Source organism: Paenibacillus dendritiformis, assembly GCF_945605565.1.
GTDB lineage: Bacteria > Bacillota > Bacilli > Paenibacillales > Paenibacillaceae > Paenibacillus_B > Paenibacillus_B dendritiformis_A.
The window spans coordinates 1,111,879-1,133,812 of the sequence record NZ_OX216966.1 but is presented as its reverse complement, the minus strand read 5'-3'; the positions used below and the strand labels follow the sequence as shown (position 1 = coordinate 1,133,812).

The 21,934-nt window shown below is 54.8% G+C and carries 23 protein-coding genes; 8 read left to right on the top strand and 15 right to left on the bottom strand.

Going from position 1 to position 21,934, the window contains the following annotated elements:
• Window positions 1-12: 12 nt before the first annotated feature.
• The 8 genes from NNL35_RS05040 to coxB all read right to left on the bottom strand — a co-directional run bounded on the left by NNL35_RS05040 (window position 13) and on the right by coxB (window position 6,994).
• Window positions 13-402 (bottom strand): GntR family transcriptional regulator, encoded by a 390-nt coding sequence (locus NNL35_RS05040; protein ID WP_006677854.1) that lies wholly within the window; start codon window positions 400-402, stop codon window positions 13-15.
• Window positions 403-462: 60 nt separating this feature from the next.
• The gene (locus tag NNL35_RS05035) at window positions 463-1,221 is read right to left on the bottom strand and encodes a hypothetical protein (protein ID WP_254552993.1); all 759 of its coding nucleotides are present in this window, start codon (window positions 1,219-1,221) and stop codon (window positions 463-465) included.
• 309 nt (window positions 1,222-1,530) lie between these two features.
• The gene (locus NNL35_RS05030; protein ID WP_006677856.1) at window positions 1,531-1,992 is read right to left on the bottom strand and encodes a DUF420 domain-containing protein; all 462 of its coding nucleotides are present in this window, start codon (window positions 1,990-1,992) and stop codon (window positions 1,531-1,533) included.
• 55 nt (window positions 1,993-2,047) lie between these two features.
• Window positions 2,048-2,956, bottom strand: coding sequence for a cytochrome c oxidase assembly factor CtaG (gene ctaG / locus NNL35_RS05025; protein WP_006677857.1), 909 nt, complete (start codon window positions 2,954-2,956; stop codon window positions 2,048-2,050).
• A gap of 110 nt (window positions 2,957-3,066) precedes the next feature.
• Window positions 3,067-3,387: a cytochrome C oxidase subunit IV family protein gene (locus NNL35_RS05020; protein ID WP_006677858.1), complete on the bottom strand. Its 321-nt coding sequence runs from the start codon at window positions 3,385-3,387 to the stop codon at window positions 3,067-3,069.
• Between the two features lie 3 nt (window positions 3,388-3,390).
• Window positions 3,391-4,011, bottom strand: coding sequence for a cytochrome (ubi)quinol oxidase subunit III (locus tag NNL35_RS05015; RefSeq protein ID WP_006677859.1), 621 nt, complete (start codon window positions 4,009-4,011; stop codon window positions 3,391-3,393).
• Entirely contained in the window at window positions 4,008-5,858 is a 1,851-nt protein-coding gene (ctaD, locus tag NNL35_RS05010) for a cytochrome c oxidase subunit I (protein ID WP_050979450.1), read from the bottom strand. The genes NNL35_RS05015 and ctaD overlap by 4 nt, the downstream gene beginning before the upstream one ends.
• Window positions 5,859-5,920: 62 nt before the next feature.
• A complete protein-coding gene (gene coxB / locus NNL35_RS05005; RefSeq protein WP_040732036.1) occupies window positions 5,921-6,994 on the bottom strand; it encodes a cytochrome c oxidase subunit II in 1,074 nt (357 codons plus the stop codon).
• 543 nt (window positions 6,995-7,537) lie between these two features.
• Here coxB and NNL35_RS05000 point away from each other — a divergent pair.
• Window positions 7,538-8,293: a hypothetical protein gene (locus NNL35_RS05000; RefSeq protein ID WP_040732039.1), complete on the top strand. Its 756-nt coding sequence runs from the start codon at window positions 7,538-7,540 to the stop codon at window positions 8,291-8,293.
• A 161-nt stretch (window positions 8,294-8,454) separates the two neighbouring features.
• Here the strand turns inward: NNL35_RS05000 and NNL35_RS04995 are convergent, their stop codons facing one another.
• On the bottom strand, window positions 8,455-8,643 hold the full coding sequence (locus tag NNL35_RS04995) for a hypothetical protein (RefSeq protein ID WP_006677863.1): 189 nt from the start codon (window positions 8,641-8,643) through the stop codon (window positions 8,455-8,457).
• Window positions 8,644-8,962: 319 nt separating this feature from the next.
• On the opposite strand from NNL35_RS04995, the gene NNL35_RS04990 reads away from it, so the two are divergent.
• Both NNL35_RS04990 and NNL35_RS04985 read left to right on the top strand, forming a co-directional pair.
• The gene (locus NNL35_RS04990; protein ID WP_040732041.1) at window positions 8,963-10,141 is read left to right on the top strand and encodes an MFS transporter; all 1,179 of its coding nucleotides are present in this window, start codon (window positions 8,963-8,965) and stop codon (window positions 10,139-10,141) included.
• 135 nt (window positions 10,142-10,276) lie between these two features.
• Window positions 10,277-10,564: a hypothetical protein gene (locus tag NNL35_RS04985; RefSeq protein WP_006677865.1), complete on the top strand. Its 288-nt coding sequence runs from the start codon at window positions 10,277-10,279 to the stop codon at window positions 10,562-10,564.
• Window positions 10,565-10,603: 39 nt separating this feature from the next.
• Here NNL35_RS04985 and NNL35_RS04980 read toward each other — a convergent pair whose 3' ends face one another.
• Complete coding sequence (locus tag NNL35_RS04980) at window positions 10,604-11,392, bottom strand: sporulation protein (RefSeq protein ID WP_006677866.1); 789 nt, start codon at window positions 11,390-11,392, stop codon at window positions 10,604-10,606.
• Between the two features lie 224 nt (window positions 11,393-11,616).
• Here NNL35_RS04980 and NNL35_RS04975 point away from each other — a divergent pair, with 224 nt between their 5' ends.
• Together NNL35_RS04975 and mscL are read left to right on the top strand one after the other, a co-directional pair.
• Entirely contained in the window at window positions 11,617-12,519 is a 903-nt protein-coding gene (locus NNL35_RS04975) for a diacylglycerol/lipid kinase family protein (protein WP_006677867.1), read from the top strand.
• Window positions 12,520-12,611: 92 nt separating this feature from the next.
• Entirely contained in the window at window positions 12,612-13,121 is a 510-nt protein-coding gene (mscL, locus tag NNL35_RS04970; protein ID WP_006677868.1) for a large conductance mechanosensitive channel protein MscL, read from the top strand.
• A 109-nt stretch (window positions 13,122-13,230) separates the two neighbouring features.
• On the opposite strand, the gene NNL35_RS04965 is transcribed toward mscL, so the two are convergent.
• The 3 genes from NNL35_RS04965 to NNL35_RS04955 form a co-directional block, all read right to left on the bottom strand.
• A complete protein-coding gene (locus NNL35_RS04965) occupies window positions 13,231-13,542 on the bottom strand; it encodes a hypothetical protein (RefSeq protein ID WP_006677869.1) in 312 nt (103 codons plus the stop codon).
• A 208-nt stretch (window positions 13,543-13,750) separates the two neighbouring features.
• Complete coding sequence (locus NNL35_RS04960) at window positions 13,751-14,524, bottom strand: TrmB family transcriptional regulator (RefSeq protein WP_006677871.1); 774 nt, start codon at window positions 14,522-14,524, stop codon at window positions 13,751-13,753.
• 185 nt (window positions 14,525-14,709) lie between these two features.
• Window positions 14,710-15,468: a zinc ribbon domain-containing protein gene (locus tag NNL35_RS04955; RefSeq protein ID WP_006677872.1), complete on the bottom strand. Its 759-nt coding sequence runs from the start codon at window positions 15,466-15,468 to the stop codon at window positions 14,710-14,712.
• Between the two features lie 507 nt (window positions 15,469-15,975).
• On the opposite strand from NNL35_RS04955, the gene NNL35_RS04950 reads away from it, so the two are divergent.
• On the top strand, window positions 15,976-16,668 hold the full coding sequence (locus tag NNL35_RS04950; protein WP_006677873.1) for a GTP pyrophosphokinase: 693 nt from the start codon (window positions 15,976-15,978) through the stop codon (window positions 16,666-16,668).
• Between the two features lie 223 nt (window positions 16,669-16,891).
• Complete coding sequence (gene tlp / locus NNL35_RS04945) at window positions 16,892-17,116, top strand: small acid-soluble spore protein Tlp (protein ID WP_006677874.1); 225 nt, start codon at window positions 16,892-16,894, stop codon at window positions 17,114-17,116.
• Window positions 17,117-17,463: 347 nt separating this feature from the next.
• Here tlp and NNL35_RS04940 read toward each other — a convergent pair whose 3' ends face one another.
• Entirely contained in the window at window positions 17,464-18,309 is an 846-nt protein-coding gene (locus tag NNL35_RS04940; protein WP_006677875.1) for a M15 family metallopeptidase, read from the bottom strand.
• Window positions 18,310-18,606: 297 nt separating this feature from the next.
• On the opposite strand from NNL35_RS04940, the gene NNL35_RS04935 reads away from it, so the two are divergent.
• A complete protein-coding gene (locus NNL35_RS04935; RefSeq protein WP_254552992.1) occupies window positions 18,607-20,403 on the top strand; it encodes a YheC/YheD family endospore coat-associated protein in 1,797 nt (598 codons plus the stop codon).
• 118 nt (window positions 20,404-20,521) lie between these two features.
• Here the strand turns inward: NNL35_RS04935 and NNL35_RS04930 are convergent, their stop codons facing one another.
• Window positions 20,522-21,910: a dicarboxylate/amino acid:cation symporter gene (locus NNL35_RS04930; protein WP_254552991.1), complete on the bottom strand. Its 1,389-nt coding sequence runs from the start codon at window positions 21,908-21,910 to the stop codon at window positions 20,522-20,524.
• Window positions 21,911-21,934 lie beyond the last annotated feature (24 nt).

Here is a 21,934-nt window from a genome sequence, read left to right as displayed (position 1 = left end):
CCTTATTCCGGATTACTTCATCTGCTTCTGCCGGATCAGGTCCTCCAGCATGTGCGCTAGCTCTGCAGCGGACATCTCTAACCTCATGGCGGCCTCGACCGCTTCCAAGAGCGCATCTTCCACGGCCTGCTTGCGGTATCGCTCCCGCTCGCCGGCCCCGACCGGAGCAACGAACGTCCCCGTCCCCTGCTTCGTCCGCAGCAGCCCTTCCGCTTCCAGATCTTGATATACTCTTCGGACCGTAATGACACTGCACCTTAATTGGTGGGCAAATTCACGAATGGACGGCAGCAGCATCCCTTCATCCAGATAACCGCTCAAAATCAACGCGCGCAGCTGAGTCGTAATCTGTGCATATAACGGTTCCGAGCTGTTCTCATTAATGTTGATCGGCATGAACACCGCCTGCCCACCCCCTGACTCTTCATATTGGTATCTTCACATTACAAAGGCTATGCCCGTCTAGTCGAGATCCCGATTGCGAATCGTATTCCGGGTGACGGCCATGCCGATAATGAACGTCTGGACAATGACGCCTGCGGCGATCAAGCCGCTTACCCACGGATAATGCTTGGCGATATAGATGACCGCCATCATCATGCTTCCACCGGACAAGGCCACGATAACAGAGAGGGCAAGTACGATGAACATTACAATAAAGACGAGTCGCAGGTAGCCACCGGCATGCTTGCCCAGTTCAAACTGGATGTACACCGTCTGAACCACGACGGCGTACGCGGTCAGAAGAAGCACATAGGCGATGAACGACAGAGGCGAGAAGGTCGATTGCAGACTATCGCTTATCATCAGCTGCACAATGGAGAACACCGTCATATTCAGAACGAAGGCAACCGCCAGCATCATATAGCGTGATAGCGCGATCGTACCCACATCAATCGGCAGCATGCGCAGCTTCCTCATCCATTTCGTATGAGAATCCTCCTGCAAATAGCGCGTGTTTCGCCGAGAGAAAAAGAAGCCGAAATTCGGCAAGGTGATAAGGTAGACAAAATCAAAGACCGCCCGCAGAACTAAAGTATCGCCCTCCTGATCCGATTTCAACAAGCCATTCAGCATCAACGTCGAAATAGCTCCCATGTAAACACTGAACAGCAGCGTGAACAAGGCCCCCCATTTAAAGCGAATCAGGTCCGTCTTGACCAGCATCCACGCATCCTTCCACTGCTTCTTCACCGATATCCCCTCACTTCTCGCATCCATCCATAGGCACGCGAACAACCTCGTGTCTTGTATCTTGATTCTCTGCCTCCATGCAGTACTGTGCTTACTGTGTATATCTTTATACACAGTATACTCACTTCGTCATTTTATTGTCAATACTCGATTCCGACGGTATGCGCTTTCAGGTTGACACCCATAAAAAAAGCATTCCGTGCGAAGGAGCTTCCTTCGCACGGAATGCTAGACGGGCATGGAACCCGGCCATGAGTCCTTGTCTAAACCTATCAAACAAAACGCCCTTATGCCGAGTTCCACTCACAGAAACAGGCATAAGGGCTCGATTAGGGCTCAGCCGAAGATTGCATCGATCACCGGCTTCGTGTGGCCGCCAGGGTACAGTATATAAAGAAGCGTATATACGGTAACGCCGGTGATGGCAGTAATGAACCAGATGATCGAGGTGATTTTTCCGATTTTGCGATGAATCTTGAATTTGGATCGGAATCCGGTCACTAATGTCGTAATGCCGAATACCGCCGCCACGGTAGCGAGCACAATATGGAACAGCAGGAAAATGAGATAGATCGTCTTCAATCCTTCAGGGCCGCCCCAGGATGTATTGCCGACAAATATGGTCCGTGACACGTAAATGATAAAGAACAGAAGGGCGGCTACGGCTGCCGCGATCATGGTCTTCTTGTGCGCCTCGCGCTTGCCCTTGATGATAAGCGCCCAGCCGATCGCGACCAGAATCGCACTAATGACGATAAATGTCGTGCTTACCGCAGGCATGAGATTATACAAATCCACGAATGGTATGCCTCCTCTACCTCAACTCAGACTTGCCTTTTATTATAAACCAATTCTATGAATGGAGCTGCCCTTCCGGAAGAGTGTCCACAATATCGTCATCCTCTTTGCTTTCTCTGCGGTACCAGTGAATGAATACATAATACAGAATGCAGCCGTACATGGTTTCTTGCAGCAGCTTCATCACGATGCCCCCGAGCTGCTGATCTTCCACCGGCGAGAACCAGTTGAAGAATTCAGGGCCGTCAAAAGCGGCCAGCAGCTTGCTCGGATCGCCGGTTAGACAGTAGCCCATCGCTTGAATCCACGTTTCCTTGTCCACATAAGTCGCGTACAACGGCTCGCTTGCAAAAATAATGAGCGCGCATGCCGGCGTAATAAGGACGCCGTTCAAGAAGATGTAGCCCATCTTCTTGACGTCTGTCAAGATAACCCACTCCGGGACCGGCACGACAATCGGCCACCACATCATCATCGCTGCAACGAACAGGACAATGTAATACACAATATGAACCGCATAATTCGTCATCACATAGTCATGAACCACCGGCACATGGTAGAACGAGAACAACGCATTGAACAGCACGGCCATCAGGATCGGGTGCATCAATCCTTTCAGCCGCCGCAGCGGCTTGCGATCCAGCAGGTAGCGCCACAACCAGGAAGGGATGCCCAATAAGATCAAAGGCGGCACAATAATATACGTCAGAGCCATCATCAGCATATGGAACGTCAGCATAATATGGCTCATCAAGTTAATCGGGCCTCCCTGGGCCAGATACAGCAGCAGCACGCCGCTGATGAACATCAGCTTTTTGGCTACGGGCACTGGGTCAGTCTGGGCGAACACTCGTCTATACGGGCCCGTAATTCCCAGATAGAGAATGATAACAAGCACCGAAGAGACAAGAAACAACGGACTCCATACATCATACGCGCTAAAATATTTCGTTAATTCCAACAATCTCGTTCATCTCCTTCTCTTGCGGATGCCATCATTTCGCCACATTTTGCTCTATTACGGAAAAAGAGGCGACGCCTGTGCGCCCCCTCTTTCTAAATATCCGATTCGGCTTACCACCAGACCCAATATACGGCCATAACAATCGCCAGGAATGCGACGAAAGCTCCACCTATCATAAAGACAATGGGCAGCATATGGCCTTTGTCCTTCATATGCATCCAGTAGGCCATTTGAATGATGACCTGCAGCACTGCCATGACAAGAAGCAGAATATAGGTGAAGGTTTTGTTCACGATACCGGCGGAAGCTACCATTACAAAGGCGATAAGCGTCAGTACGATGGAGAAGAGAAAAGCAATGATATGCTTTTGCTTTCCTTCATGCTTATGACGGCGATTCGACGAGTTGGATGCCACGTTTTGAGCTGCCATCGCTTACCCCACCTTTCCCATCAAGTAGACAACCGTAAAGATGAATACCCATACGACGTCGATGAAGTGCCAGTAGATAGCCGACACGTATACTTTAGGCGCCGTAACCAGGTTCAGCCCTTTCTTGAAGAGCTGGCCGATCAGGATGGAGATCCAGACGACGCCGAAGGCAACGTGCGCGCCGTGGAAGCCGACCAGCGTATAGAACGATGTACTGAAGGCGCTTGTCGTGAACGTATGGCCTTCATGGACGTACTCGACGAACTCGTAAATCTCCAATCCCAAGAAGCAGAAGCCAAGGACGACAGTAACGATAAGCCATGTAATCAAAGACTTGACGTCCTTGCGGTGCAGAGCTTGAACCGCGAATACGCTCGTCAAGGAACTCACCAGCAGGATAGCCGTCGCGGCCGCAATCATCGGAAGCTGGAACAGCTCGCTGGCAGCCGGTCCGTCGCCAATCTGATCGCGGAGCGCGAGGAACGTCGCGAACAACGTACCGAACAACACCGCTTCGCCGCCAAGGAAAAGCCAGAAGCCAATCACTTTATTGCGGCCGTCTAACGTCGCTTTTTCCGGTTCGTGAGGCCAGTGGCCGTCTGCGTGGTGTGCAGGTGCGCTCATGCTTTTACCCCCTTCTGCTCCAACTCTTCCGGTTCAATATGATAGCCGTGATCGTCTTTGACGGAACGAACGACCATGCAGGCAAAAGTAATCACCAATCCGAAAATCGCTATGAGATGGTTGTTGAACAAGAAGTTCAGTGCCGCATTTTTGAAATCGTCCTTGGCGAACATGAATCCGAAGCCGGCGATGAACAGGCCGACGGACATTATGAACGGCAAGATCGAAGGCGACGGCATATGGATGGAGCCTACCGGTTCGGCCGGCGTCATGGCCTTATTGCCATCCATCTTTTCTTTCCACCAAGCGTCATATCCGCGTACAAGCGGAGTCTGCTTGAAGTTATATTCCGGCGGCGGAGATGGAATCGTCCACTCCAGCGTGCGTCCGTCTTCCCAAGGATCGTTGCCCACAACCTGCTTCTGACGGTGCGAGATAACAATGTTGGCCAGGAAGAGCAATACCCCAACGCCCATCATCAGCGCCCCGATCGTACTGACTAGGTTCATCGTATCGAAGCCTTGGTTCGGCAAATACGTAAAGACACGACGCTGCATCCCGATCAAGCCGAGGAAATGCTGGATGAAGAACGTCAACTGGAAGCCAATCCAGAACATCCAGAACGTAGCTTTACCAATTGTCTCGTTCAGCATCCGCCCGAACATCTTCGGCCACCAGTAATGGAAGCCGGCGAACAGACCGAGAATCAATCCGCCTACGATCGTATAGTGGAAGTGGGCCACGACGAAATAGGTATCATGGAACTGGAAGTCGGCAGGCGCTGCGGCGAGCATGACCCCGGTTACCCCGCCCATGACGAACGTAGGGATGAAGCCGATGGCGAACAAGTTGGCGGTAGTGAACTTAATCGAACCGCCCCATAACGTAAATACCCAGTTAAATATCTTGATCCCCGTCGGAACGGCAATCAGCATCGTCGCTATCGAGAAGAGCGCATTCGCGACCGGTCCAAGACCTACGGTGAACATATGGTGCGCCCAGACCATGAAGCCCAGGAATCCAATGAGCACGGTAGCGAAGACCATGGAGCTGTAACCGAACAGACGCTTGCGGGAGAATGTGCTGACGACATCGGAAATAATCCCGAACGCCGGCAAAATCAGAATGTATACTTCCGGGTGGCCGAAAATCCAGAAAATATGCTGCCACAGAATGACGTTACCGCCATTCGGCGTATAGAAGAAGTTCCCTCCGAAGAGGCGGTCGAACATGAGCAATACGAGACCTACCGTAACGGCAGGGAAAGCGAACAAAATAAGCGCGGACGTAATGAACGCCGTCCAGGTGAACATCGGCATCCGCATGAACGACATACCCGGCGCACGCATGTTAATAATCGTAGCCAGGAAGTTGATGCCGCCAATCAGCGTTCCGAGACCGGAAATCTGCAGACCGAGAACATAGAAATCTACCCCGTGGTGAGGGCTGTAATCGGTGCTAGACAACGGTACGTAGGAAGTCCAGCCTGCATCAGGCACTCCGCCCAGCAGCCAGCTCAGATTCAGAAGCACTCCTCCGAAGAAGAACGTCCAGAAGCCGAGCGCGTTCAGGAACGGGAACGCAACGTCGCGCGCCCCGATCTGCAGCGGTACAATCGCATTCATTAATGCGAATATCAGTGGCATGGCGCCCAGGAAGATCATGGTCGTTCCATGCATCGTAATCAATTCGTTGAATAACTGTGCATCCACGAACTCGAAATTCGGTTTGATCAATTGTATACGTATCAAGATGGCCTCAATACCGCCGATACCGAAGAAGAAGCCTCCGGCAATAAGGTAAAGAATACCTATCTTCTTATGGTCGACCGTCGTCAGCCAATCCATTAAGCCGCGATGACGCTTCACCGTGTGAGCCAAGGTCGTTACCTCCCCTAGAAGATGCTTTTCTATTGCTTATTGATTTCTTTCAGAGAATCAAGTTTGTATTCCGCCAGATATTTTACAATGCCGTCCAGCTCTTTCTCTGACAATACGCCCTCGAATTTAGGCATCGTATTCCCTGGCTTCACCTTCTGCGGATTCAGAATCCACTGGCGCAAATGATCTTCAACCACTTGCTGCTCAAGCGGCTCGTCAATCGTATCCCGGTTGAGCATTATGCCGGCAACAGCTTCGCGGCTTCCTGTACCCTTCAAGTTCGGGCCGAGGGAAGGCGCATTATCGATAGCGTGGCAGGTCAGGCAGTTCTGCTTGAAGCTCTCGGCGACTTGCGCGTCGCCTTCGAACGGCTTCGGCTCTGCCTTCATCTCATTAACCCAAGCGTTAAATGTCTCTTCGCTTACCGATTTGACCTTGAATTCCATCAAGGCGTGGGACTGTCCGCACAACTCCGCGCACTTGCCCCGGTATACCCCAACATCATTCGCGCTGAAATACATTTTATTTACGTTGCCCGACGGGTTGGTGTCCATCTTCCCTGCGAGAGCAGGCACCCAGAACGAGTGGAGAACGTCGGCCGTCCGCAACTCGACCGCTACATTTTTCCCTGTCGGGATGACTAGATCCTGTGCTGTATGTACGCCCAGTTCAGGGTATTCAAATTCCCACCAGAATTGGTGCGCAGTTACCTTCACCTTGATAGCGTCCGGATCTTTGCTGTAATCTTCAGCGAAGGCGAACACGTACTTCACGGTCGGAACTGCCAGAATAATCAAGAGGAGAATCGGAATGACGGTCCAAATAACCTCCATCTTGTGATTGCCTTCTACTTGCTTCGGAATCGATTGGTCACCCGGCCGTCTGCGGAAGCGGATGACGGCATAAATGGAAAGCGCGAATACGGCAACGACTACGAGCGTCATAATCGAAATCGCAATCTTCATCAGACCGAACTGGCCCTCTGCTATCGGACCCTGTGGATTGAGAGCGGACAAATCCGCGCGGCCACAAGCGCTGAGTAGCAAGACGAGCCCGGCTAACAGAGGAAGGAGTCGCTTCACTGCATGCCACCGTTTCATCATTGATCAACCCCACTTTGTACGTTTTCGCTGATTACCGCATCTCATGCCCCTTCACTTGCCTTTCTGTCCGAAAGCATCAGCATACATTCATGCGAACGTATACATTATGCTCCACGCGCGGAATTCCAATCCTCTCGGCACGCTTCAAATCGCTACGGAAGAAAGGCTTCGACCGTGTCAGGCAGCAGGAGCATGCATACGCTTACGCATGCCCATAGCTATCCAACCGGTCCCCATGGAGTCACCGGCTCTAGCACGGATGTCGTAATCCTGTCAATTAATACAATCACTTACCTAAATATAATTACCATAATTTTATTTGTCAATGTTTCGGAGGGAGTTCACAAAGTGTTCAGAAAGTCATTTTGGCCCGTTATATCAACAAATGCAAACGCTTACAAAATGAATTCACACCCCTCGAATTGTGTCGAAAGCAAGAAGATGTTGTCAAATTTCCGATTCTCAAACATTGACGGCGGTGCTCCCTGCATACTTATACCCGTTTTTCAGAAAAATAAAGTAAATCATGAAGGAGGGATGCTTGTGTCGTCAAAAAACGGTCACAAAAATAAACGGAATGTTCACTCAATTGTCACTTATACCATCTGTGTGCTATGCATTGCCGTCGGCTTGACTGGCTGCATCGGCTATCGCTCCGAGAAAACGAGATCCTATGACGGAAATACAACTGCCAATTACGCGAACCGGAAGACGGTGCAGCCCCTGGAAAAAAGGCCGTCGACCCCGAACGATTCCGATATCGCCACGCCCGATTACAGCGCCAAAGGCAACAGCCTGGAGCGGAAACAGTTCGCCCGGCAGGAATTGCATCGTCCCAATACATTGTATGTAGACCGTCCGCTGAGCGCGCTGGTCAGCAATATGGAGGGCGTCGCAGCCGGTTATGTTCTGAAGTGGAATGACACCGCCTATGTGGCTCTGACGTTCGAAGGGACAGCCAACGGAGTGAAGGGGCGGGGCGGCAACAATACCCGCGAGCAGTACGGCATGGGACGGATCGAGACAAGCCGGAAGTTCGACAAGAAGAATCCCCAGGCCGTAACCAGGCACAGTCCGATGCGCACGCTGGAGCGGATGGACGATCTGTCCGATGAATTCCTGCATTCGGTGAACACGGCCATTCGGCGGCATGACCCGAGTATCGCCAAAGTATATACGAGCGCCAATAAGGAGTTGTTCAATTCGGTATCGATTCACGCGTTGAGAGCCTATCCGGGGGAGTCGCTGGAATCGGTGCAGGACATTATCCGGGAAGATCTGCGCCGCTATATGCGGTAAGGCCCGCGCCTCGCCGCCAGGACGCAAAAAAAGCGCTCCGACCTGCTCGGAGCGCTTCATTATCTCTATATCTAAAAAATGACGCTGTTATCCTGATTGCCGCACGTCCTGCACACGGCCGATACATCCATCCGCCTGCATCTCTGCCATGACTGCGTGAATTACGACACGCTGGAGTCGATCTTGCCAAGCTCAAGCTCTACAAGATGAGTCAGTTCGTCTTCATAGCCTCCCATAATCCGGTACTTCCGGATATACTCCCTCACAAACTTCCGCGGATTCTTCGGACGGAAAATGCGAGTCATCTCCAACAAACTTTCTTTCACTTCGTTGTGACCTTTCGTTGCCATGAAAATTCCCTCCCAAAAGCGTTGTAGAACATGCTCCGCAATGGAGTATAGCCTGGACGTATCGCTTCTCTTTCTGGAACTTCGCAACCGTTTCTCTATTATAACATATTCGACAGCGCAGCAAAAACACACCGCTATTGTTCGCCAAGCCATGAATCGGGCACCCTAGCAGCGAACCGCTATTTCACTCTTGAAATGACTCCCGCTTCCTCCGGCGACAGGCGCTGAAGCATTGGCTCCTGCCCGCCCTGTCCCGCTTGGTGGCAAGCGGTTGGCGAACACGCTATAATGGGATAATTAGGAAAGGGGCGTTACTTGCTTGAAGGGATTACGGGGACTTGGATTAGGCAGAGACATCGCGTTGTTGGCAATTATTTTATTTTTTGTGGAGTTCGTTCGGGGGGCTGCCCTGATTTCATTTATTCCGATCTATGGAAAAAATACATTGCATATCAGCCTGGCCATTATCGGAACCGCCATTACGGCTCATTATTTAACGGATACGATTTTGAAAATGGGGATTGGATATTTGCTTGACCGCTTCTCCCCCCGTCTCATTATCAATGCCGGGTTATTGATTTCATTCGCGGGCATCGGCTTGTTCTATTACGGCTCAAGCGACTGGCTGTTCATCGCTGCAGCCGCCCTGTACGGCGTCGGCATCTCCCCGGTATGGATCGTATGCCTCACCAAGGTGAAGGAAGAGAACCGGGCCGCGCAAATGGGATTCCTCTATATGATCTGGCTTGTCGGGATGGGGGCGGGCCCGGTCGTGCTCAACCTGATCGTGGACAAGCATCCGGAGACCGCCTATCTGCTTCTGTTCGCCTTGTCGGGTATCGCTTGGGTGCTCAGCTTCTTCATTGGCGGCGGCAGACAGCAGCTGGCCGATGCGGCTCCCGTTCCGTTCCGGCAGCAGTGGGACGCCCTGGTAGTAAAGCTGAAGGCGATGAAGCCGCTTCTTCCAGGCATGATCCTGCAGACGCTGGGAGCGAGCATGCTCGTCCCGATTCTGCCGACCTTCGCCGCGGAGGCGCTCTCCTTCTCGAGCCAGCAGTATTCCGTTCTGCTCGTGCTTGGCGGCGGCTTCACCGTGCTCGGGCTCGTCCCGATGGGCAAATGGTCGGATCGCGTCGGCCGCAAGCCGTTCCTTATTATCGGCTTCGGCATCTTCGGCCTGGCGCTCGCTTCGCTGTCTCTCTATCCGTCGGTCATCTTCGCTTACGGGTTGGCCGTGCTGCTCGGAATATCCTATTCCGCGGTGCTGCCGGCCTGGAACGCGCTGCTGGCGCTGTATGTCCCGCCGGGGCATAAAGGTCTGGGCTGGAGCCTGCTCTCGACCGTGGAAGGGATCGGCGTGCTGCTCGGCCCCGTTATCGGAGGGGTCATCGCGAACGCATCATCCGCCGGCACGGTCATCTGGATCAGCGCTGGCCTGTTCGCCGCGATTTCCATTATTTATTTGCTCTTCCCGTCCCGCTGGTTCGCGGAAAGGTAACGTCCGCACCCAGACAGCCGTACAGCGAGCCGGACCCGGATACAATTCGCTGACCGGGGGCATCTATAATAGAGAGCCTGCGCGACGGCACCGCCTCGCAGCAGACGGATGCTGAAGAAAAGGAGCTGCGCACCGATGACAAAAGAACAGGAGCATAATCAATATAAGATGCATCCCATGTCCCGCGATCGGGTCGAGGTGGACGGCATATACGCGAATGAATGGGGACGGGAAGAAGTGCTTCACCGCGGCCAGCACTTTCCCTCGGATCCGCAATTGGGCGCGTCCGAGTGGGAGCTGAAGGAGTTCATGTTTGACAATCACCATGAAGGCCGGACCGATCCCCGGCTCGTGCCAAAAGCGGAAGAAGAACCGCCGAAGCAGATGCATCCGCGCAAGCACATCGATCGGGGCGATAAATAAGTTGACGATGCCGGGGCCTGCGGGCCCCTCGTCTTCTGTTCAGGTTACATATCCATACTGGGTGCGAATCCATTCGGCCAGTTCCTCCGCCAGCTCCTCCGCTCCGAGCAGCCGCCACTCCATATCGGACAGATTGTAATGCTTAATTCTATGGTCGGTCTCGAGGGGAGCGGCCAGCGGATTCAGCCTCACTTCTTCCCATGCGGGTTCCGTATAGACGTACAGCTCCATCCCTTCCGCCCCGCGCCGAAACACAAGCCGCAGACCGGAGATTAATTCTTGGAAGGAAGAGGAGGCGATGAATTCGAAAGGCTGTACGAATGAAGAGAAACCGCTTCCAATCCAAGGGAGACAATGAACGCTTCGCAGCCGGAAGCCCAGCCGGTTCACTGCATCGATCACAATGCTCTGCTCCACGCTCGGAATCACTTCAATCCGATCCTCATCCGAAGGCTCCCTCGCCTCCCCGGTCTCCATGGCCGTCTGCAGCCAGACAGACGTATCTCCGATAGTCAAGGGCAAATGGGCCGGAAGCTGGATATGAAAAGGAATCTCCTTCGTCTCCAACGGCTCCACGCTCACATAGGAACAGACGGGATAACGCATCAGCGTGCAGTTCCTCGACATGCCGTCCGGAAGGTACGGTTCCGTAAAATCGGTCTGCAAAATCAGGTGAATCCCTTCGATTCTTCGGGACAAGGGGCCGCCGCGAAGCTTCACGATGCCGCGCATCTGCTCGCCCGGCGCATAGCGCCCCCGCTCCAGCAAGGTATCAATCTGGCTTCCTCCGTACATCGCGCTTGCCAAGAAACGATTGAACATGGACATGCGGCAGCAGCCTCCCTGGACTCCTTATTGGCGATCATGGTCCATTCGAATACGATGGCCCATTCGATCCATTCGACGAATCCCTTATTTTTCCTGCTCGTTACCGGGAACTTCCTTGCAAAAAGTTCACGCAAACTACCACATGTTTTGCTATGATAAGAGAATCATAAGTTGACCCTAGTCCAGCATCGTGTTGGACTCGATTTAACATAGGAGAGAGCATGATGCTGTTTGTGGTGAACCGCAATGCGGGGAACGGAAGAGGAATATGGATCTGGCGCAGCGTAGAGGACTGTCTGCGGCGGTTCGACATTCCTTACGACTCCAGTATTACACGGACGGCAGAAGAAGCGGAGGAGACGGTTCGGCAGTATGTGGAGCGCAATCCCGGCGCTCTCATCGTCGTGATCGGGGGAGACGGCACCATTCACCGCCTGCTGCCGCTGCTGGTCGGCACGGAAGCCACCCTGGGCATTATCCCCGCAGGTTCGGGCAATGATACGGCGCGCGGCTTCTCCCTCCCGACGGATCCGCTGGAGGCGCTGCATACGATTCTCCATGGACAGCGCTCCATCGTCGATCTGATTGATGCGAACGGTCAATGGACACTCACCGCGCTCGCGACCGGATTCGATGCGGACGTGGCGCAATACGTGAATGCGAGCCGTTACAAAAGGTGGTTCAACCGCCTTGGCATCGGCTCCCTCGCGTATGTGTACGGCATGCTGCGCACCTTATTCCGCTTCCAGCCTGCAGACGCGGACATTGTCGTGGATGGCGAGGCCCGCTCCTTCAAGGGCGTCTGGCTGGCCGCCATTACCAACGTCCCCTATTATGGGGGCGGCATCCCCATCTGCCCGGATGCGGAAGCCGAGGACGGAATATTGGACGTCTGCGTCGTGCACGGCTGCAGCCGCTGGGCGCTGCTCCGGCTCTTCCCGACCGTATATTCGGGACGCCATCAGACGCTTCCGTATGTTACAATGTTGCGTGGCCGGCAAATAGGCATCCGCTCCACGGTCCGCCGATGGACATACGGAGACGGAGAGTGCGTCTCGGCTACCCCGCTGCACGCCGCTGCCGCTCCGGGCAAGCTGCAGATGATGATTCCGCAGCGCACACGCTGACCGGCGCGCTGCGCCCGCTGCCATGATGACGGCCTTATGGCATCATCCGGACAGGACAGCTAGTTCATTTCGTGAAAGGAGAATGATATCGGATGGCCAAATCAAAAGTAGGCTCTTTTTTTGAAGAGTTCAAGCAATTCGCCGTTCGGGGCAACGTCATCGATCTCGCCGTCGGGGTGATTATCGGAGGCGCTTTCAACAAAATCGTCACCTCCGTCGTCAACGATCTCGTCATGCCGCCGATCGGCAAGCTGCTGGGCGGCGTGAACTTCAAGGATCTGTTCATTCCGCTCGATCCGGATCTGGTCGTGAATGGACAACCCGTCTCTTCGATGTCGCTTGCCCAAGCGCAAGAAGCCGGGGTTGCCGTCGTTGCCTACGGCCAATTCATCAATGTCGTCATCGATTTCCTGATTGTCGCCCTCTGCGTATTCCTCATCGTGAAGGGTACGAATATGCTGCACCGCCGGAACAAAGCAGAGGAAGCGCCGGCGGAACCGACAACGAAGCAATGCCCGTACTGCCTCTCGGAGATTCCGAAGGAGGCCGTACGCTGCGCTCATTGCACGTCCATGCTGGACGAGTCCGGCGCACGCGCCTAGCCGGCCGGAATGAAGCAAGGCCTTCTTCTCAGCATGCGGATCACCGCATGTCCGGGAAGAAGGCCTTGCTTCTATTCATTCGAACGCAGCGCAAGCCAAGTCCGTTCCGTTACATCGGCCGGCTCGGCTTGCTCATCAATTGTTCGGCAATGGCGCGCAGCTGCATGTCCGGGGTGTAGGACTCCTCCCCGATATCGAGCTTCTTGACGCGAAGCTCTTCAATATCGCCATCACTCGTCTTAGGCACAAAAATCAGACTGTCTTCATCCGCGCAGCGCACGTTATATCCCATCATCTGGAACATCTCCTCCAGTTCCAGCGGCGTCGGCTTCTTCCCTTCCTCCGTCATGACCAGCCCGCGCAGCTTCGCAATCTCTCCCTCTCCGCGGTGTACGGCTTCAAAATGAACAATGCATTCCATCTGACTTCCTCCTCTATGCTGTCGCCCGGCTTGGTTCCATCCAGATGGTAGACTGCCCGTCGCGCCACGCCCGATGCACCGCGCATCACGTTCTCTCGAAAGCTTGGCCTGGCAGAGCGACGCATCACATTTCTTCCTATATTAATCAATACGCAATGAGTTGATTCACGTTTCAGGAATTTGTTTCATTTTTCACAAAGTTCGAAAATTAGTCAAAATATTTGGCCATAATCTCCTCAATACGCTCGCCGAAGCGCCGTTGGCCGTCAAGGTCCATCTCCCGCTCCAGCTCGTACAGCACGGCCTCTTGCAAAAAATGGCTCAGGACGAGGCGCGTCACGGCAGGGTGCTCCGTCAAGAGCGCTTTGGTGGCGTGGGCGCTGCCCCGCGCGCCAATCAGCGTCTCCCGCCGATCGACGACAAAAGCGAAATGACGCGGCTCGCTCTCCACAGCCCCCGACATCGGCCAAATCCGTTCGGTCGTCCGGCCTTCATGCCCGGCGATCGACCACAGCACCTTCACTCCCCGCGCTTCCGCCAGCAGCAGCTCCTCCCGCAGCTCGGCCGCTTCATCGGGCCATACATCGACGATAATCTCCCGTTCCGCCTCATGCAGCGTGCGCTTGATCGTATCCGATACGGCCCGCTCCCCTTCGACGCTGTAGAAGGAGCTGCCATCCGCTTCCGCCGCAGGCATATGCTTCTCCACATAGCGAAGGGACGTCTCCAGACGAGTCGCCAGCAGCTTCGTCAGTTCCTCTGCCGGAAGCGCCGCATAATGCGACGGATCGCCTTTGCGGTGAAGAATGACGCCCTGATCGACGAGGCGCTGCAGCGCGGCATAGACGTTGGAACGGGATACCCCCAGTTTTTTGGCAATTTCATATCCGGTCATCGCGCCCTGCTCAGACAAACTTACGACAATCTTTGCTTCCATTTCCGTGAACCCGAGCGCTCGTAAATGCGATACGAGTCCTTCCATCAGGCCAGCCTCCCACTCTACGAATACATCTGTCAGATACCAAGGCTGTTCACCTGGCGTTCCCTGTTGTCATTGTAACTCAAACCGGAGATTTTTTCATCGAATACCGTCGCTATTTGTCGACAGTCCGCATAAAAAAGAGAACCCTCAGGTTCTCTTCAAGCCGTCCCGCGGCTCTGCCCCGTTCATACAAATGGCGTGCCGCAGCGCTCGCACCACTTCGCCTCCGGAGCTGCGGCGGAGTTGCAGTTCGGGCAGCGGCGATCGGCAGGCTCCTCCGGCCTCTTCGTGACCGGCCTGCCACCGACGGTAATATTCATCTCCCGTCCGGACCGGCTGGACTCCAGCGGCGGGATGGAGAATTCCTCCTTCTGCCTTTTCGGTTGAGACGAGAGACGGTCCGGATGGTACGTGTAACGAACTTCCTCCTCGCTCTCCTCGTCTTCCTCCGGCTGCGGAGGCTGCCACCGGACGTCGTCTTCCGCGGCGGGAGCCGATTCGGAGACAGAGGACGGATGATGCGTATAGACTCTCGTCTCCTCTTCCTCCTCGCCCCATTCTTCGTCCTCTTCGAACAGATCCTCCGGCGCCTCCGGCAGCTTCCGGCCGCAGGAAGCGCAGTAATTCGACGTTAACGGCGCCACTTCTCCGCATTCGCACCGCTTCTCATGGCGCAGCTCGCTCACCTTCCATTCCAGCTGCTTGATCTCTTCTTCCAGCAGCAGGTTGGCGTCTCCAAGCGCCATAATCTCATCTTCCGCTAGCGTTAAATCCTTCTTTTTATAGGCATCATATACCCGTTCGCCGATGAGATACACATTCTGCTCGATCTCTTTGCGCCGGGCCGCAATCTGTGATTGCAGACGATTGATTTCAATGACATTTTGCGCCTTCTCCGATGCTTTGCTGGCGCCTTCCTTTAACTTTTGCAATATTCGATTCATAAGCATTCCCTCCCTTTCCATGCCCACCGTTGAACATGGCCCCTTAACCCTATACACAGGACGGCGCGGATCGAAACAGACCCTTCACACAATCGGGTAATGCTCCCTCCGTTCTTCCATGGCGGGCATGCCATCCGTTGCCGTGCAGAGCCGGTACCAGACCAAGCCTCTTGTTCAACGTATGCGCAACTTATGCAGAACATGTACAACAACTGCTTCACAAATCGAGCGCCCCGCAAGCCCGCTCATGTTGGCCCATGGTGTATCGGGGGTGATTTATTATACTACGAAGGAACCCGCGATTACTATGGGAAAGGAGATGCCTTTTTTGGCCAAACCTGCGGTCTCCGCGGCTTCATTCCGAAGCAGCCGAACAAGGAGTGCCAGATGGGCGTCCTTTGATATTCTGCCCCCGAATCCGTTACAATAGAAGGAGCATACGGGCATATCCGGTAAGCCATTTGCCGATGTCTCTTGCATACTACGCAATTACACGAGGAGATTCGTATGTCACAGACCGATATCATTATGAAGCAGTACGAAGAAGTGAAGCAGCTGCCGACATTGTATCAATTGGCTCTGGAAGAGCTGGAGACCAAGATCAAGGTCATCCAAGCGGAGTGGAAGCTTCGCAACGGCTATGAGCCAATCGAGCATATCAAGACACGTCTCAAGGAGCCAAGCAGCATTTTCAATAAGCTGCAGCGCAAGGGCCTTCCGCTCACCCTCGATTCGATTGTGAACAAGATCTATGACGTCGCCGGAATGCGGATCGTATGCGCGTTCGTCAAAGACATCTACCTGATTCTCGATCATTTGAAGACCCGCGACGATATCCGCATTACGGAAATCAAGGACTATATCGCCAATCCGAAGGCGAATGGCTATCAAAGCCTTCATATTATTCTCCAGGTGCCGCTTGTCCTGTTCGAGGATACGCGCTGGATATATGTGGAGATCCAACTGCGGACGCTGGCCATGGATTTCTGGGCGAGCCTGGAGCACATCATTTATTATAAATTCGAGCAGCAGGTGCCTTCTCATGTCATTAAGGAATTGACGGAAGCGGCCAGAGCCGTAGATGAGCTGGATCGGAAAATGCTTGATTTGCGCAAAGAAATACTATCTTACAATCAAGAGGACTGGCTTAAAGGAATTGAGAACGGCCTGTCTCTGCGCGACATCACGTCAGCGCCATAGCGTGTGCGAAGCTCGCGCTCCTATTCTCCCGCAGCGGAGTCCGGAAGCCTTGGCAGCATGGTACTCCTCTAAGGCGCAGCAGCCGTCCAGCATAAAAAGCGGGCGGCTGATGCACCTTATCAAATGACGCGACGAATGCGGGCATGCTCAGACGGGCCTTCAGGGCCGTCTGTCTTGCCGCGCCGCGTCCACCATACTCGGGAAGGCAAAGGAGGCCTTGCATATGCCAAAGCCGGATAACCGCGCGGACAATGCAGCGCATATTCAGAATGCAATCGACAATACCGTAGAGAACCTGCGGGAGAGCGAGCAGTATTTGTCGGAGCATGCAGAGGAGATAAGCGAAGGCGAGCAAGCGCAGCTGAAGGCGAAGAACGAACGCCGCCGCCACAGCATCGAATCGCTGGCGGACGAGCGCCGCGACGAGCAGCCGTACGCCAAAGAATAATCCACACGCATAGAGAACCGGGGGAAGGGAAGCTTCCTCCGGTTCTTTGCGTGGCGTTTGCCCTTTCTCTTCCCTTGCCGCTGCCTTTTGGGCCATTATCCCTTAGAATCATATTCGCTTCCTTTTGTCCATTATCCCATACGCTCATATACAGAAACTTTACATCTGTTTTCTCCAATTCTCCCAACTCTATTTCTCCGCCTGCTGATGCCGTGCCAGAGGACCGCAGACAACCGCTTATGGACGGTCCAAGGACTCAGATTCAAGAGTTCAACCGCCCAAGGCACAAAACAAGCCGGAGACGGTCCACCCCATCTCCGGCTTTCTTTTTCGAATATGAATAATTGCTATTGCAAAAATTGCTCCAATGTCGTTCCTTCGCTATATATCGCGTCGGCGGCTTCCTTCCCGACATAGCGGATATGCCATGGCTCGTATACATAGCCGGTGATCGATTCGCCATCCTTCGGATAGCGGATGATGAAGCCATATTCATGAGCGTGCTCCGCAAGCCATTTTCCTTCTTCCGAATCGCCGAATACCTCTTCCAACACGTTGCCTACACTTGGGCTGGATACATCAATCGCCAACCCGGTCTGGTGCTCGCTCGTTCCCGGGACGGCACTGACGCGGGAAGCGTACTCTTTCCCTTGCGTCTCGACATAATGGTTGAACAGCGATTGCTGACGCTGGTACGAGCGGTAGCCCGAGACGGCGTTCAGCGTGATGCCCTCCTGCTCCGCTCCGGCGAAGAGCGCTTCCAGCGCTTCGGCCGCTTCCTTGCGCATATGGCGCTTCTCATGCGGCTCATCGAACGAGAACTTCACATTAGGCTCTACCAAATCCGGAGGCTCATACCCATCCGGCAAATAGCGCTGCTTATTGACGACAACCATTTTCGATTCTTCATTCGTTACGATGGCTCGTCCGTCCACTTCCTGTACCGTATTCGCCAAGGCGAATTCCGACTTCATCTGCGCAATGGCGTCGACGGTTCCGTCGTTGCCCGTATCGCTCCCGGGATCCGCTGAACTATCAGGATCGGGAGATGGCGTCAGGGCCGGATCAACCTCGGTCTGGCCTGATTGCGGCGTTCCCGCCTGACTGCTGCTCGATGCCTGACAACCGCTAAGCAAGAGGGCTGCACCCAATGCTGCGATTAGACACCGGACTGCCATACGGTTCTGGTTCATTCGAGTATCCCCTCTCTCAATCTTGACTCGCAGCTTGCTGCTAGATTGAGAGTCTATTATATCGCATTCTATCAGCGATTTCGAATAGCAAGAGATTTACCGCTTTCCCTGAATAGACAGTCACACTTCTCCGGTCCCGGCGATATGCTATAGTACGATCGCATACGGAGGGAGCCGCCGTGCAATCAACTTGGACAGCCCGCCCATGGGCTGTACCTGCAACGGAATCAGCATTGCCGCATTGAACCGCAGTCACAATCTCGGCCGCCACTTTCTCGGCCAAGGAGGTGATATCAGATGAAGCAGAGACATCCGGTCATTGGAATTTTCACCTACCGCAAGGGCACCCGGTTCACGGAATCCTTCGTATTCCGCCAATGGGTGGAGATCGGCAGGAAGCTGGGGGCCAATGTGTACGTATTCAATGAATCAGACATCCGCCCCCGCCGCAAGCAGATTCGCGGGTTCAAGTTCACCCGTTCCGGCTGGACCGCCGCGATGGAGCCTTGGCCCGACATCGTCATCGATCGGAGACGCAGCAATTGGAACACCGCCTTCCGCATCATGCGGAACCGTTCGCTTTTCCCCTATGCCAACGATAAATTCGTGCTCAAGTCCAGAGCGTTGGAAATGTTCTCCGCCGATGAAAGAACCGCCCACTGGCTTCCGAAGACATTGCCTTATTCCGAACGAAATCTGAGAAGCATGCTGGCCCACTATCCGCTTATTTATGCGAAGCCGGGCAATGGAACCGGCGGGATGGGCGTCGTCCGCATCCAGGCGAAGCAGGGCAGGTATGAAGTATGGGGGCGGAAACGAAGCTTCGGGCTGCGCAATGTCCGGCTCCGCCATCGGGGCCAGGTCGTTCGCTGGCTCGCGCATTGGACCCGGTCGCAGCGCATTCGCAACGGCTCATTCGTCCTTCAGCAGGGCATTGATACAGAACTGCTGCCCGAAAGAACCGCCGACGCCCGCGTCCTTCATCAAAAAAACGGAGAGGGCGAATGGGTGACGACAGGGATGGCTATCCGCGTCGGCACGCCGCGCAGCCCGAATTCCAATCTGGCGGGTCAACGAGGCAGTGCAGCGCTGCCGTTCCTTCCGTTCATGGAGAAGCACTTCGGGCCTGAGCAGGCGAAAGCCATTGAAGAAGAATGCCGCTGTCTGGCGCAGCGCCTGACCGAAGTGATTGAAGACAAGATCGGTTCCCTGTTCGAGCTCGGGATCGACCTGGCCGTCGATAAGGCAGGCAAGATATGGCTACTGGAGGTCAATCCGAAGCCGAGCCGGGATCTGTTCCGCAAGATTGGCGATAAGGAAGCGTACCGGAATGCATTGACGTACCCAATCGCCTATGCGATGTATTTGGCGCGGCAGCGATATGGTAAGGCAGAGCACAAGATTGTCCAAATTCATGATCAGCACCAGGAAGAGATAGCCGTCCTGGAACAGAAACAGGAAGAAAAACAAGTACAAGAAGTACAAGAAGAAAAACAGCAACAAGTGCAACAACAGCAGGAACCGGTGCAGGAGCACCAGCAGGAGCCGGTGCAAGTGCGCCAGCAAGAGCCGGTGCAGGAGCGCCAGCAGGAGCCGGTGCAAGTGCGCCAGCAGGAGCCGGTGCAAGAGCACCAGCAGGAGCCGGTGCAAGTGCGCCAGCAGGAGCCGGTGCAAGTGCGTCAGCAGGAGCCGGTGCAGGAGCGCCAGCAGGAGCCGGTGCAAGTGCGCCAGCAGGAGCCGGTGCAGGAGCGCCAGCAGGAGCCGGTGCAAGTGCGCCAGCAAGAGCCGGTGCAGGAGCACCAGCAAGAACTGGTGCAAGTGCGCCAGCAAGAGCCGGTGCAGGAGCACCAGCAGGAGCCGGTGCAGGAGCGCCAGCAGGAGCCGGTGCAGGAGCGCCAGCAGGAGCCGGTACAGGAGCGCCAGCAGGAGCCGGTGCAAGTGCGCCAGCAGGAGCCGGTACAGGAGCAGCCGCTGAAGCAAGAGAAGGAGCAGGAGCACCTCCTCGCCAACGGCCCCGGCCCGAATTCGGAATGTGAAGAGGCTCGCACATTCCGCCCACTCTCGCATCGCTCCGCCGATGTCCCAGCCTCCTGATTCAACATAAGAACCCGCCAGGCCTAACCGGCTTGGCGGGTTCTTCGTTGGGGGCCTTATGGCCCGCACATGCTTCATAAGGAAAAGCGCAGTCGTTGTTGTCTTCTGCATTTCGAGGTTACAACGATACGGTCCCTTGGCTTGGCGCCGATTCCGTGTTGAAGTCAATCGCCCCGTCCGGCTCGTGATGGAACGCCTCGCGGTCGAATTCGCCCTCGCTGCTGGCGACAAGCAGGGAGGCGACGGTCGTTCCGGTCGCGTTCACCGTGGTGCGGGCCATATCGACGATCGCATCGACGCCGAGCACAAGCGCGAAGCCTTCGAGCGGCAGTCCTGCCTGCACCAGCACGACCGTCGTCGAGATCGAGGCCGGGCCAGGCACGCCGGCGACGCCGACCGAAGCCAATGTCGCGGCGCCAATGATGAGGAGGTAATCGGCGATATTCAGATCAATGCCGTAGACCCGGGCGATGAACACGGCGACGATGGCCGGATAGATGCCGCCGCAGCCGTTCATGTTGATCGTCGCCCCGAGCGGCGCCACGAAGCTGGCTATCCGATCCGAGACCTTCATCCGCTTCGTAATCACCTCCAGGTTGACGGGCAGCGTCGCGTAGCTGCTGCGCGTCGTGAACGCAACTGCCATCGTCGGATACGCCTTCTTGAAGAACCGGATCGGATTGACGCGGGCGCCGAATGCGACAAGCGATCCGAACGTAATAATCATATGGATGAGGCACGCCGCATAGACAGCAATAATGAACCAGGCCAATTCCTTCAAGGTGGACAGTCCATATTTAGCGGACATCGATGTCATGAGCCCCAGCACTCCGTAAGGCGTCAGCCGGATAACGAATTTGGTGACCCGGAACATAATATGAGAGAACGATTGGAAAAACGAACGAACCGGCTGAACCCGCTCCGGGTTCCGGGTCCCTTCGAATATGATGGCGACGGCGATGAAAGCGGCGAAGATAATGACCGGCACCACCTTGCCTTGAGCCATCTCGTTAATCGGGTTCGACGGGACGAGATCAAGTATCACCTGGCGGAAGCTCGGAATCTCGCGCACCTGGAAATCTTGCGCCGCATCCCCGTTCTGGGCGATGCCGGAACCGGGATCGATGACGAGTGCCGTCCCCAGACCGATAACCGCCGCGATCGCGGTCGTAATTAGGAAGAGAGCAATGGTCTTCGTCCCGAGCTTTTTCAAAACGGCCGGATCTTTAACGGACGTGATGCTTGTAATGATCGCGGCGAAGACGAGCGGCATGACCACCATTTTGATGAGGCTGACATACAGGGAGCCCAGAATGCTGATGTCCGAAGCCGCCGGACCGAACAACGCCCCCAACGTCAGACCGAGCGCCATCGCCAGCAGCACGCGCAGGCCGAAGCCGACCTTGTTCTTCGCCAGCCACCAAAGCAGAATGACCAGCAGCAGGGCAACGCCCCAGCTTGCGTAGACATCCCAGTCCCGCAATGTGATCCAAGATTGTTCGTTCATGATCCGCCCTCCTGATAACTTATA

What these genes read in the sequence shown, in the direction of transcription:
- NNL35_RS04995 (WP_006677863.1), bottom strand. Translation starts at nt 8,643, where the DNA reads ATGGCAACGAAAGGTCACAACGAAGTGAAAGAAAGTTTGTTGGAGATG.
- NNL35_RS04985 (WP_006677865.1), top strand. Translation starts at nt 10,277, where the DNA reads ATGACAAAAGAACAGGAGCATAATCAATATAAGATGCATCCCATGTCC.
- NNL35_RS04965 (WP_006677869.1), bottom strand. Translation starts at nt 13,542, where the DNA reads ATGGAATGCATTGTTCATTTTGAAGCCGTACACCGCGGAGAGGGAGAG.
- NNL35_RS04955 (WP_006677872.1), bottom strand. Translation starts at nt 15,468, where the DNA reads ATGAATCGAATATTGCAAAAGTTAAAGGAAGGCGCCAGCAAAGCATCG.
- tlp (WP_006677874.1), top strand. Translation starts at nt 16,892, where the DNA reads ATGCCAAAGCCGGATAACCGCGCGGACAATGCAGCGCATATTCAGAAT.
- NNL35_RS05020 (WP_006677858.1), bottom strand. Translation starts at nt 3,387, where the DNA reads ATGGCAGCTCAAAACGTGGCATCCAACTCGTCGAATCGCCGTCATAAG.
- mscL (WP_006677868.1), top strand. Translation starts at nt 12,612, where the DNA reads ATGGCCAAATCAAAAGTAGGCTCTTTTTTTGAAGAGTTCAAGCAATTC.
- NNL35_RS04950 (WP_006677873.1), top strand. Translation starts at nt 15,976, where the DNA reads ATGTCACAGACCGATATCATTATGAAGCAGTACGAAGAAGTGAAGCAG.
- NNL35_RS05015 (WP_006677859.1), bottom strand. Translation starts at nt 4,011, where the DNA reads ATGAGCGCACCTGCACACCACGCAGACGGCCACTGGCCTCACGAACCG.
- NNL35_RS04975 (WP_006677867.1), top strand. Translation starts at nt 11,617, where the DNA reads ATGCTGTTTGTGGTGAACCGCAATGCGGGGAACGGAAGAGGAATATGG.
- coxB (WP_040732036.1), bottom strand. Translation starts at nt 6,994, where the DNA reads ATGATGAAACGGTGGCATGCAGTGAAGCGACTCCTTCCTCTGTTAGCC.
- NNL35_RS04930 (WP_254552991.1), bottom strand. Translation starts at nt 21,910, where the DNA reads ATGAACGAACAATCTTGGATCACATTGCGGGACTGGGATGTCTACGCA.
- NNL35_RS04980 (WP_006677866.1), bottom strand. Translation starts at nt 11,392, where the DNA reads ATGTCCATGTTCAATCGTTTCTTGGCAAGCGCGATGTACGGAGGAAGC.
- NNL35_RS04935 (WP_254552992.1), top strand. Translation starts at nt 18,607, where the DNA reads ATGAAGCAGAGACATCCGGTCATTGGAATTTTCACCTACCGCAAGGGC.
- NNL35_RS05035 (WP_254552993.1), bottom strand. Translation starts at nt 1,221, where the DNA reads ATGGATGCGAGAAGTGAGGGGATATCGGTGAAGAAGCAGTGGAAGGAT.
- NNL35_RS04940 (WP_006677875.1), bottom strand. Translation starts at nt 18,309, where the DNA reads ATGAACCAGAACCGTATGGCAGTCCGGTGTCTAATCGCAGCATTGGGT.
- NNL35_RS04960 (WP_006677871.1), bottom strand. Translation starts at nt 14,524, where the DNA reads ATGGAAGGACTCGTATCGCATTTACGAGCGCTCGGGTTCACGGAAATG.
- ctaD (WP_050979450.1), bottom strand. Translation starts at nt 5,858, where the DNA reads ATGGATTGGCTGACGACGGTCGACCATAAGAAGATAGGTATTCTTTAC.